This is a genomic window from Aeromonas molluscorum 848, from assembly GCF_000388115.1.
Lineage (GTDB): Bacteria > Pseudomonadota > Gammaproteobacteria > Enterobacterales > Aeromonadaceae > Aeromonas > Aeromonas molluscorum.
In genome coordinates, this window is sequence record NZ_AQGQ01000131.1 from 1 (window position 1) to 11325 (window position 11325).

The following is an 11325-nucleotide window of genomic DNA, read 5'->3' on the forward strand; positions in this document are numbered from 1 at the left end:
ATGTTGATGCTGGGGGCAATGAAGCCATGCTGCATCATCAACAGGGAGTAAACGGCCTCGTGCACACCGGCGGCGCCCAGGGCATGGCCCGTCATGGCCTTGGTGGCTGAGAGTTTGGGACCTGTGGTACCAAACAGGGTCTGGATGGCTTCCAGCTCCTTCATGTCACCAACCGGTGTGGAGGTGCCGTGGGTGTTGATGTAATCCACCTTGCCCACACCCTGCATCGCCATCTTCATGCAACGCACAGCGCCTTCACCACTCGGTGCCACCATGTCGTAACCATCGGAGGTGGCGCCGTAACCGGTCAGCTCGGCATAGATGTGAGCACCACGGGCCAGGGCATGTTCCAGCTCTTCGACCACCAGAATGCCGCCACCACCGGAGATAACGAAACCATCACGGTCCGCATCATAGGTACGGGACGCCTTTTCCGGGGTGTCGTTGTACTTGGTGGACAGGGCGCCCATGGCGTCGAATTGGATGGTCGAGGACCAGTCCAGCTCTTCACCGCCGCCCGCGAAGACGATGTCCTGCTTGCCCAGCTGGATCAGCTCCATGGCGTGACCGATGCAGTGAGCAGAGGTGGCGCAGGCAGAGCTGATGGTGTAGTTGACACCCTTGATCTTGAAGGGGGTCGCCAGGCAGGCTGAGGTGGTGGAAGACATGGTGCGTGGCACCATGTAGGGACCTACGCGCTTGACCCCTTTCTCACGGGCGATGTCCGCAGACTCCGAGGTGTTCTTGCCAGAAGCGCCACCTGAGCCGACCACGATGCCGGTACGCTCGTTGGAGACTTGATCTTCCGGCAGGCCGGCATCATCGATGGCCTGCTGCATGGAGAGATAGGCATAGGCAGCAGCGTCACCCATGAAGCGCATCACCTTGCGGTCGATCAGCTCAGAGGGATCGAGTTTGATGTTGCCCCAGACACGGCTGCGCAGGTTGTATTGTTCAAACTGCTCGGAATAGGTGATGCCGGATTTACCTGCTTTGAGGGAGGCCAGCACTTCTTCCTTGTTGTTGCCGATACTGGAGATGACGCCGATACCGGTGATCACTACTCTTCTCATTAATTCATCTCGTCTGGAAAAACTGGCGCCAAGTCTACCCGCTTTCGGCTGCCAAACTGGTCTGCTTTCACGTAGAATGCCCGCGATTAAGTGACGCGAGCAGAGGAAAACGTGAGTCAAACATCCTTACATCATGCCCAATTAGACTGGAATGAAGCGGGAACTCCGATTTCCAGTGACTTCGGCGATGTCTACTTTTCCAATGATAACGGTCTAAGTGAAAGCCGCTACGTCTTTTTACTGCAAAATGGCCTGCCGGCACGATTCTGCCATCACGACAGTGACAGTTTTGTGGTGGGTGAAACAGGTTTTGGCACCGGCCTTAACTTCCTGGCCACAATGGCCGCCTTTCTGGAACATGGCCCCCAAGCCGGCAACGGCTCGCATCTGCACTTTATCAGCGTCGAGAAATACCCCCTAACCAGAGACGATCTGGCCCAGGCGCTCGCCGTCTGGCCCGAGCTGGCCACCTTCAGCGCCGATTTGGTCGCCCAATGGCCGCTGGCGGTCGAGGGTTGCCATCGCCTGCTGTTCGCAGGGGGCCGGGTGCGCCTCGATCTCTGGCTCGGCGACATAAAAGATGCCCTGCCCCAGTGGCCCTGCCCCGCCGATGGCCTCATCGATGCCTGGTATCTGGATGGCTTTTCCCCAGCCAAGAATCCAGAGATGTGGACCCAGGCGCTGTTTGACGATCTGGCCCGGCTCGCCCGCCCCAGTGCCAGCGTTGCAACATTTACCTGCGCAGGCTTCGTGCGCCGGGGCCTTATCGCTGCCGGTTTTAACATCAATAAGGTCAGGGGCCATGGCAACAAGCGCACCATGCTGGCCGGCTATCGCCAAGACAAACAGGCGGCCGCCAGTCTGGCCCCGTGCTACGCCCGCCCCGCAGGGCGTCCCGGTGAGGTACTCATCATAGGAGGGGGCATCGCCTCGGCCATGACAGCCCTCTCCCTGATCGAACGGGGCCGCAAGGTGACGCTCTTGTGCGAAGATGACGAGCCGGCGACCGGCGCTTCCGGCAATCGGCAGGGTGCCCTGTATCCTCTGCTCGGTGGCGAACACGACGCTCTGTCACGCTTCTATGCCCTCGCCTTCGGCTTCGCCCGCCAGCGGCTGCTGCAGCTGGCCCGGCATCACCCCATCGCCTTCGATCTGTGCGGCGTGGTGCAGCTGGGCTTTGATGACAAATCGGCGCAAAAGCTGGACAAGATGGCGCAAGGCCCCTTCCCCCCCGAGCTGATGCGCCCCTTGAGCGACGTCGAGGTGGCGCAAGCCTGCGGCCTGCCCATGGGTCATGGTGGCGTCAGTTATCCGTTGGGAGGCTGGCTCTGCCCGGCTGACTTGACCCGGGCCGCCTTACATGAAGCGCAGGCAAGCGGTTTGCTGCAACTGGAATATGGCGTCCCCGTCACCACGGTTGACGAGCACACGGATGGCTGGCGCGTGGCAACGACCGATGGTCGCCAGTGGCAGGCCCCCAATCTGGTGGTGGCTGCCGGTCACCGATTGCCCGCCCTGCTCCCCTTTGCCGAGCTGCCACTTTACCCGGTGCGCGGTCAGGTGAGCCACGTGCCGAGCACGGCAACATTGGGCGAGCTGAAAACCGTGCTCTGTTACGATGGCTACCTCACCCCCGCGCACAACAACCAGCACTGTATCGGCGCCAGCTATGGCCGTAACCAGAGCGATCTGGCATTTCGCGCAGACGAACAGGTACAGAACCAGGCGAGATTGCAAGCCTGTCTGCCGGATCAGACCTGGCCTGCCGAGGTGGATATCAGCAGCAATGACGCCAGGGTCGGAGTGCGCTGCGCCAGTCGGGATCATCTGCCGGTGGTGGGGCCCGTGGCTCGGGTCCAGGCCCTGAGCGAACTGGAGACGCTGGCGCTCAAGGCGCGTCCCGAGCACGCGCTGCCGCTCTATCCAGGCCTGTTCGTGCTGGGGGCTCTGGGCTCACGCGGGCTCTGCTCGGCGCCACTGTGCGGCGAACTGCTCGCCAGCGAGATCTGTGGCGACCCCCTGCCCTTGGCCAAGGATCTGCTGGCCGCCCTGCATCCCGCCCGTTATTGGGTGCGCAAGTGGCTCAAGGGCAAGCCAGTGCGCTGAGTTCGCTCAAGGAGACCGATAAAACCAAACGCCGCCAGTGGGTTGACCCACTGGCGGCGTCCGTTATCTGACCTGACCGCTCATCCCATGAAAAAAGAGGAGTGAGTCATTCGCCTCAAGGATTGAAAGGCCAGCTCAGCCCCAACTTGCGGCCATGGTCGGTCTGCTCGGCAAGCCGGGCGAAGCGGGACTTGGCCTGGGCCAGCAGCGCCTGCCCCTGCAGATCGCCCTGATGACGCAAGGCGTCGCAGTCATTGCTGCGGGGGAGTTGCGACAGTTTGAAACCGATGGCACTGGCGGTTTCTTGCACTATGTCCTTGTGACGACTCTCGTAGTCGAGCATGGCCCCGACCATGATGTTCCAGTTTTGCTGCTCACGCACACTGGCCTGGGACTTGTTGACCCACTCGGGCACCATCACCTTGATGCGAGTCGTTACCTTGACGCCGTTGAGACTGCAGTTTCCGGCCAGGGGATAGGCCAGCATGGACCAGTTGAGCTGATAGCTGGCCATGCCGAGCCCCTGCTGGCCAAAGCTTCCCTTGGGGCCGATGCTGGACGCCTGTGCCAGGGCCGCCTGCATGGTAGCGCCCTTGACCTTGTAAAACTGGAAGTCGACCCGGATGTCCGGCTCTATCTTGACCCCGGTGTAATGGGCCTGGGTGGCCCCCACAGCGGCGGTCCACAGCAGACTCAGTCCCCAAGCCAGGTTGTACAACTTGCCCATGGTGATCTACGCCGCCTCATCGTTGCCATCTGGTGTGTGAATATGATGAATAATCAATATATTAATTAACTAGCGCCCTGCGCAAGTCTCATCATGATACCTGCCGTTCATCTTCGCAACTTGCAGCCCTCTCTATACTCTATTTTCACCGCAACCAGGGCGAGGTAAGAAATATGTGCGGCATGACCCACTTTCATCATTTCACTGGTAATGAGCCGATATAGCACCATGATTTACTGACCTTAATCAACATTGCAGACTAATTTGCTAGTTACATTAGCGCCAACCGAACGAATACCCACCTCCGTAGTGCCGTGCCTCTGGCGTTCAGGGCCGCACTTAGCCTCCATTTACCAACAGGAACCTGGATATGGTTGAACTTATTATTGGCACCCTGGTGACCCTCATCGTGGGTCGCTGCATCTTCAAGGGCTACTCTGCCACCGGCATACTGCTCAGCGGTGGTCTGCTGCTGCTGGCCATCACGGCCCTGCTCGGCAAACCCGTGCTGCCTGCCAGCGTACCCAGCACGGGCAACGTGATCACCGATATCTTTGAATATGTCCGCTTCCTGCTCAATAGCCGAGGCGGTGGTCTGGGCATGCTGATCATGGTGCTGTGCGGCTTCGCCGGCTACATGAGCCACATAGGTGCCAACACCATACTGGTCAAAATCGCGAGCAAGCCCCTTGGCGTCATCAAGTCCCCTTATGTGCTGCTGGTCGCGGCCTACCTGGTGGCCTGTGCCATGTCCCTGGCCGTCAGCTCGGCCACCGGCCTTGGGGTACTGCTGATGGCGACCCTGTTCCCGCTGATGGTCAATATGGGCATCTCCCGGGGCGCCGCCGCCGCCGTGTGCGCCTCCCCCGCCGCCATCATTCTCTCTCCCACCTCGGGAGATGTGGTGATAGCCGCCCAGGCCGCCAACATGGAGCTGCTCGACTTTGCCTTCAAGCTGACCCTGCCCATTTCGCTGATCGCCATCGCCTGCATGGCGGTCGCCCATTTCTTCTGGCAGCGTTATCTGGACCGCCGCTCCGGTGAGGTGAACGAGAAAGTGGCGGCCAGCGATCTCATCACGAACGCCCCCGCCTTCTACGCCATACTGCCGTTTGCACCCATCATCGGGGTGCTGATCTTCGATGGCAAGCTGGGTCCCCAGCTCGACATCGTCACCATCATCGTCATGTGTCTGACCCTGGCCGCGCTGCTAGAGCTCGCCCGTCATCGGGATGGCAAGGGGCTGCTCGATGGGCTGCAGGTATGTTGGCGTCATATGGCCGACGCCTTTGCCGGCGTGGTCATGCTGCTGGTCGGTGCCGGGGTCTTTGCCCAAGGCCTGATGACCATAGGTTTCATCGACACCTTGTTGGCGCATGCGCAGGATCTCGGTACCGGCGGCATGGTGATGATGCTCTCCCTGGTGGTGATCACCACCCTGGCGGCCTTCACCACAGGGTCGGGGAATGCCCCCTTCTACGCCTTCGTTGAGCTGATCCCCAATCTGGCCACCAGCCTTGGCATCAACCCTGCCTACCTGGTGATCCCCATGCTGCAAGCCTCCAACCTGGGCCGCACCATATCGCCGGTATCAGGGGTGGTGGTTGCCTGCTCGGGCATGGCCAATCTCTCGCCATTCGAGGTGGTCAAGCGTACCTCGGTGCCGGTCGCCGTCGGCCTGGCCGTGGTGTTGATTGCCACTCAGATCATGGTACCCGCTTAACCTGACCAGCCCGGCCCTATAGAGGGCCGGGCTGGCATCCCCTCCCGCACCTAAGGTAGACTCTCCCCCTTCTTTCCCCCAAAGGAGGACCGATATGAGTATGACGGTTCAACTTGCCCATTTCAGTGACTGCCACTCCCACTTCGATGGTGCCCAAGTACGTTTCAGCCCACCGGGGCAGGCCCAGTGGCTGTGCCAGAGCGGCGGTTATGCCCGCTTGCTGACCCGAGTGCGCCAACTGCGCCGCGATGCCGCAGCCGCAGGCATCCCCAGCCTCTTGCTGCACGGGGGAGACACCTTCCAGGGCTCGCTCTATTTCAACCGCTTCAAGGGTCGCGCCAATGCAGACCTGCTCAGCCTGCTCGCCCCCGATGCCATGGTGCTCGGTAATCATGAGTTCGATCTGGGCAACGGCCCTCTGGTTGAGTTTTTGCGTCAGCTGGATTTCCCTGTGCTTGCCGCCAACCTGGACAGCAGCCAGGAGCCAGCCGACTGCCCGCTCCCGCTGCGCGGCTTGCCTCATCTCCATGATGCCAGCCAGCCCTGGCTGGTACGCGAACTGGGGGGAATACCTTTTGCTCTGCTCGGCATCACGCTTCCCCAGATGGCGGCCATCGCCAATCCGGACGAACATACCCGCTTTCACGGCGTGGCCCAGACCCTGACCCGCCACCTCGGCGATATCCGCAGCCAAGGCATACATCACATCATTTTGCTCAGTCACCTGGGTCTTGAGCAGGACAAGTTGCTGGCCGAGCGTTTCCCCGCGCTGAGCCTCATCATTGGTGGTCATACCCACAGCCTGCTTGGGGATCTCACGCAGCTGGGTCTGCCAAGCGAGGGGGATTATCCGCTGATGATCAATGGCGTCGCGCTGCTCCACGCCGGCCACAGTGCCCAAAGCCTGGGGGTCTGCGAGCTCAGCTTCGATGGCCAGGGCCGGGTCATTGCCAGCAAGGGACAGATAGAGTGGTTGCCCTGGCAACCCTGGCCTTATCAGGGCCAGGTGCCAGCCAACCTGACCTTCTGTGAGCCGGACGCGCTTATCGAAGATCACATGGCGCGCCGCTACCGCCCCGCCCTCGAAGAGATGGCAGCCAAGGTGGTCACCCGGCTGGGCCAACCATTGCTGCATCAACGGATCCCCGATGCCAAGCTGCCCCATGGCAGCCAGGTCGCACCGCTGGTTGCCGCGGCCATGCTGTCCGGGGCTCGCGAGCAGGTCGGGCAGGTCGATTTCGCGCTCCACAACGGCGGCGGCGTGCGTTGCTCCCTCGAGCAAGGCCCGCTCACCGAGGCCGACATCGCCGGTCAACTGTTGCCCTTCGCCATCCCACTCACCCTCTACCGGGTGCACGGTCATGAGCTGGCGGAGGCGCTGGAAGGTGCCATCGACAACGCAACCGACAATGGCCTGGTCGGCAATGGCAGCGGCAGCTTCCCCTACACCGCCGGGATCCGCTTCCACTATCTGGCCGCGCTGCCCAAGGGCGAGCGCATCCGCCAGCTGGAATGGGAGGCCGCCCCCGGCCACTGGCAACCGGTGGAAGCCAATAGCGTCTATCGTGGCGTATCAAGCGCCTACACGGCGTCTGGCAAGGAGGGATATACGGCGCTCGCCCGCACCCTGACCCAGCATAACCAGGAGCTGGGCATTACCCTGGCCGATGCGTTCATTCGCTGGGCACGCCAGCACCCGGAGCTGCCAGCCCCGGCGCCGCTGATCCACTACCGGGCTGGCGCTGTGCCCGATTGAGCTGACTCACAGGGGATCGACCAGAAGGCGAGCGACTGGCGCGGAGCCAAACGCACACTAACCTGTGATAAGTGGCTGTTTTTAGTTCGAGAATCCCTAAGAGTGGCCCGGTAAGCGGGATTATTTTCCTTCCGGCCCGCGCCCCCATTGCATCGGGGGCGCGGGCTCGGCAAGATAGGCCCGCTTTCGCATGCTCAGGCAAAGGATCCAGGCCTCATGAATCACTTCATTCGTTTCTCTTCTTCGCGCAACAACCCGCCGCTGCAGCCCCTTGCTGTCCTGCTGACCGGGCTCATCGCCTGCCTGTTCTGCCTGCGCAACCCCCTGTTTTACGACATGGCCCCGGGCTTCGATGCCTCGCTCTTTGCCGTGATGGGCAAGATGTGGGCCGAGGGGGGGATACTCTATCGCGACATGATAGACATCAAGGGGCCCATGATCTTCGCCCTGGATGCCCTTGGCTACCAGCTGGACGGCTTTCGCGGTATCTGGCTACTGGAGCTGGCCCTGTGCTGGCTCGGCCTGCTGGCAAGCTGGCAGGCCTTCAACCAGCTCGGTCTCTCATTTCAGGCCAGGCTGGGCGCCATGCTGGCGGTGTTGGCGCTCTATGGCACCCGTTACTACTACGGCAACATGACGGAAGATTGGACATTCCACCTGGCACTGATCGCTCAGTGGGCCTTCATCACCCTGCTGCTGGACAAGGAGTTTCGCTGGTGGCCAGCCCTGGTGGCCGGGCTCACCTTTGCCATCGTCGCCTGGATGCGTGCCAACAACGGAGCCCTCTGGGGAGCCTGGTACCTGACCCTGTTCCTCTGCTGGTGTCTGCGCGAGCAGTGGCGTGATGCCCTGCTGTTGCTGCTCTCCAGCCTGTTTGGACTGGCACTGATCGGCGCCCCCCTCTATGGCTATTTTCAGCAACATCAGCTGCTGGCCGAATTCAAATACTACGCCTTCGACATCTTCTTCGAAGGCAGCTATGGCAACGGCTTCTCCATCTACGTAGGCGCGGTTGGCCTGCTGCGTACCGGCCTCATCATGCTGCTGCCCGCCTTCGTGTTGCTGATGCTGAGCCGACGTCAGGAGTGGCATCTGCCCGCCTTGTTCGCCACCCTGTTCGGCGTGCTGTTCACCCTGATTGCCAACTCGGTCTCGGGTCATGTGTTTGATCACTATGATGTGCTCTATCTGCAACTGGGGCTGCTGCCGCTTGCTTGCCTGCTCGATCGCAGCGAGCGTCAGAGCGATCTGATGGGTCTGTTCTGCATCTCGCTGGTGGTACTCACCGCCAGCTGGCTGTTGGCCCAGCAACTGGTGTTTGGCTGGAGCAACAAGGAGTGGAGCCTGGACAGGGTAAGCGAAGTGCTGGGTGCCAGCCTGCTGTGGGCCCTGCCCGTGCTGATCCTGCTCCCCCTGTGGCGGGCCTGGGATGTGCGCTCCGCCACCCCCTGGATAGCCAGCCTGGCCATGCTGGCCCTGATGATCAACAACGCCTGGGAGGGCACCCAGAAGGGGCGCCCCTTCAATGCCGCCGCTCAAGTGCGAGTCGATCGTATCCTGGCCGAGACCACCCCTCAGGACAAGATTTGGGTCGATGCCATTCAACCTCAGTATTACCTCTGGACGGATCGCCAGCCCGCATCTGCCTATCTCTTCTTCAGCAACGTCAACCCGCCCTATGACGTGCGCGAGCGTGTGCTTCAGGATCTGCGGCGCCAGCAGCCCAAGTTCATCATTGCCAAGCCAGAGAAACTGGCGGAGGGGCTCAAACCTGCATCCTCGCCTTCCACTCAGGCTTTCTACCACTATCTGCAAGCGCACTACAGCGAGGTGGATCCCGGTCTCTATCGTCGCCACTGAGTCGATGACGAGATCGGATGGGAACCGTCACCAGCGACCAAAGAGCCCCCAATGGCGACGCTGGTTGAGATTGACAGGCCCGGATATAAAAAAGGACGCTCATTGGCTACAATGAGCGTCCTTTTTATCTGTCCCATTGACCCGACAGGAGTTCCATGACGGCACTGACCTATCTCGGCGGTTATCCCGAGTCCCTCAAGGCCCAGGTGTTGCAGCTGATCGAGGGCGGCAAGCTTGGCGATTTTCTCGCCAAACGCTACCCCGACAGCCACAGCATCCAGAATGACAAGGCCCTGCTCGCCTATACCATGGATCTCAAGAACCGTTACCTCCGCAGTTCAGCGCCCCTGGCCAAGGTGATCTTCGATGGCAAGATCAACGTGATCAAGGACGCCCTGGGTCTGCACACCTATGTCAGCCGAGTGCAAGGCAACAAGCTCAAAGCCAAGAACGAGATCCGCATCGCGGCCCTGTTCAAGGCCGCTCCCCCTGCCTTTCTCAAGATGATCGTGGTGCATGAGCTGGCACATATTAAGGAGAAGGATCACAACAAGGCCTTCTACCAGCTCTGCCAGCACATGGAGCCCGATTATCACCAGTTGGAATTTGATCTGCGGCTCTGGCTCACCTGGCGGGATCTGGAGAAGGGAACCCAGTGAAATATCTGAGCGGCCTGCTGCTACTGCTTGCCCTGCACAGTGCCCAGGCCCTGGAGCGCTGGCAACAGGATGCCTATCTGGTGGAGAGTTTTCATCAGGTGGCACTCAAACGGGAGTATCAGGATAAGGGGCAGGATCACTTCAACCGCTGGCGCCAGCCGGTGCGGATCCGGCTTGTCAACGAAGTCGGCGACAAACCGCTGCAAGCTGACGTGGTGAAAATCCAGGCAGCGCACCTGAGTCATATCACGGGTCACAGCGTGACGCTGGTCCAGGATCCGGCCAAAGCCAACCTCACCCTGGTAATGACCCGTCGCTCGCAGGTGACGCGCTGGGCCAAACAGTTGATGGGGCAAAGCCCTTCGATCCAGGCCGCCTTGGCCGATGGCTTGTGCATCGCCAACTATGTCACCGACCAGGAAGGCGCCATCCGCCGGGCCAGCATCATCATCCCGGTCGATGCCAGTCGCGACCAGGGACGCTTTCTCGATTGTGTGGCGGAAGAGTTAACCCAGGTCATGGGGCTGCCCAATGACTCGGATGCCGTCTTCCCCTCCATTTTCAATGACCGCAGCACCGACAGCTTCCTGACCGGGCTCGATTATCTACTGCTCAAGATGGCTTACCACCCGGCCTTGACTCCCGGCATGACCCAAGCAGAGGTAGATGCCGCCCTGCCAGCCGTACTCAGGAGCCTCAAGGCTCAGGGTGACATACTGCAGGCAAACCGCCGGGTGCAGGAGCATAGCCTCAAGCGGTGGGCCGGCCTCTAGGTCTCCCTACCCGCAACGCACGAATAACGAGGCACCGGGAACATCAGCGCCCAAGCAGCGCCATGCTTCATCCGAGACGGCGAGGCCTATCAGGCCGCGCTTGTTTCCGGCAGCCAGCTCTCGGCGTTTTCCCACACTTCCTGTACCAGCTCTTCCACCAGCACTTTATCTTCCTTGCTGGCCCGAGTGATGTTGAGCGCCATGTTGCTGCCCCCTGCCACCCGCACCTGGATATCGGGGAAGCGACGGCCCAACTGTTTGAGCAACTCTTGCTCCAGGGCGGCCATGGTATCGGGGGAGACCTGTTTTTTCCTGTCGATGATGATTTCCAGACGCATAAGCACCTCTCATGTTGATACTGTGATTTTATACAGTATTTTTGGCGTCTGTAAAGCGCGCTCGACGAAAAATGTCAGGGGTGAGGAGGCCCCCCCTGTAGCCACTGATAGACCTGACGCACACCGGGCTGCTGGCTGTCGGGGCGAGCCAGCAGGGCATATTCATGATCCGTGCTGAGGATGGGGGCAAAGGGGGCTACCAGCGCACCTGTCTCCAACTCCTCTGCCACTATGGTGGGATCCCCAAGGGAGAGACCAAAACCCTGAAGCGCTGCGTTCATCGCCAAATCCAGGGTATCAAATAGCTGCC

10 protein-coding genes are annotated in these 11325 nt (G+C 60.8%); 6 read left to right on the top strand and 4 right to left on the bottom strand.

Going from position 1 to position 11325, the window contains the following annotated elements; all coding sequences use genetic code 11:
- Nucleotides 1-1073: beta-ketoacyl-ACP synthase I (fabB, locus tag G113_RS15315; protein ID WP_040319293.1), on the bottom strand; the 1073-nt coding region annotated here is incomplete at its 3' end.
- 90 nt (nucleotides 1074-1163) lie between these two features.
- Here fabB and mnmC point away from each other — a divergent pair.
- Nucleotides 1164-3179 (top strand): bifunctional tRNA (5-methylaminomethyl-2-thiouridine)(34)-methyltransferase MnmD/FAD-dependent 5-carboxymethylaminomethyl-2-thiouridine(34) oxidoreductase MnmC, encoded by a 2016-nt coding sequence (gene mnmC / locus G113_RS15320; RefSeq protein WP_201765022.1) that lies wholly within the window; start codon nucleotides 1164-1166, stop codon nucleotides 3177-3179.
- Nucleotides 3180-3294: 115 nt separating this feature from the next.
- Here the strand turns inward: mnmC and G113_RS15325 are convergent, their stop codons facing one another.
- The gene (locus tag G113_RS15325) at nucleotides 3295-3906 is read right to left on the bottom strand and encodes a DUF922 domain-containing protein (protein ID WP_005906249.1); all 612 of its coding nucleotides are present in this window, start codon (nucleotides 3904-3906) and stop codon (nucleotides 3295-3297) included.
- A gap of 370 nt (nucleotides 3907-4276) precedes the next feature.
- Between G113_RS15325 and dcuC the strand changes: the two genes are divergently transcribed.
- The 5 genes from dcuC to G113_RS15350 all read left to right on the top strand — a co-directional run bounded on the left by dcuC (nucleotide 4277) and on the right by G113_RS15350 (nucleotide 10677).
- Nucleotides 4277-5629 carry an anaerobic C4-dicarboxylate transporter DcuC gene (dcuC, locus tag G113_RS15330; protein WP_005906250.1) on the top strand — a complete coding sequence of 451 codons (1353 nt, stop codon included), beginning with the start codon at nucleotides 4277-4279 and terminating at the stop codon, nucleotides 5627-5629.
- Nucleotides 5630-5723: 94 nt separating this feature from the next.
- Nucleotides 5724-7385, top strand: coding sequence for a bifunctional metallophosphatase/5'-nucleotidase (locus G113_RS15335; protein ID WP_005906251.1), 1662 nt, complete (start codon nucleotides 5724-5726; stop codon nucleotides 7383-7385).
- A 216-nt stretch (nucleotides 7386-7601) separates the two neighbouring features.
- A complete protein-coding gene (locus G113_RS15340; RefSeq protein WP_005906253.1) occupies nucleotides 7602-9245 on the top strand; it encodes a hypothetical protein in 1644 nt (547 codons plus the stop codon).
- Between the two features lie 155 nt (nucleotides 9246-9400).
- Nucleotides 9401-9904 (top strand): M48 family metallopeptidase, encoded by a 504-nt coding sequence (locus tag G113_RS15345; RefSeq protein ID WP_005906255.1) that lies wholly within the window; start codon nucleotides 9401-9403, stop codon nucleotides 9902-9904.
- Nucleotides 9901-10677 (top strand): DUF2927 domain-containing protein, encoded by a 777-nt coding sequence (locus G113_RS15350; RefSeq protein WP_005906258.1) that lies wholly within the window; start codon nucleotides 9901-9903, stop codon nucleotides 10675-10677. Before G113_RS15345 ends, G113_RS15350 begins: the two co-directional genes overlap by 4 nt.
- 89 nt (nucleotides 10678-10766) lie before the next feature.
- Here G113_RS15350 and G113_RS15355 read toward each other — a convergent pair whose 3' ends face one another.
- Nucleotides 10767-11015, bottom strand: coding sequence for a DinI-like family protein (locus G113_RS15355; protein ID WP_005906260.1), 249 nt, complete (start codon nucleotides 11013-11015; stop codon nucleotides 10767-10769).
- Nucleotides 11016-11089: 74 nt separating this feature from the next.
- The coding region (locus tag G113_RS15360) for a LysR substrate-binding domain-containing protein (RefSeq protein ID WP_005906262.1) at nucleotides 11090-11325 on the bottom strand (236 nt) is incomplete at its 5' end.

Bases quoted from the DNA above. Each gene is read 5' to 3' on its own strand.
- G113_RS15325 (WP_005906249.1), bottom strand. From the start codon at position 3,906: ATGGGCAAGTTGTACAACCTGGCTTGGGGACTGAGTCTGCTGTGGACC.
- dcuC (WP_005906250.1), top strand. From the start codon at position 4,277: ATGGTTGAACTTATTATTGGCACCCTGGTGACCCTCATCGTGGGTCGC.
- G113_RS15335 (WP_005906251.1), top strand. From the start codon at position 5,724: ATGAGTATGACGGTTCAACTTGCCCATTTCAGTGACTGCCACTCCCAC.
- G113_RS15340 (WP_005906253.1), top strand. From the start codon at position 7,602: ATGAATCACTTCATTCGTTTCTCTTCTTCGCGCAACAACCCGCCGCTG.
- G113_RS15345 (WP_005906255.1), top strand. From the start codon at position 9,401: ATGACGGCACTGACCTATCTCGGCGGTTATCCCGAGTCCCTCAAGGCC.
- G113_RS15355 (WP_005906260.1), bottom strand. From the start codon at position 11,015: ATGCGTCTGGAAATCATCATCGACAGGAAAAAACAGGTCTCCCCCGAT.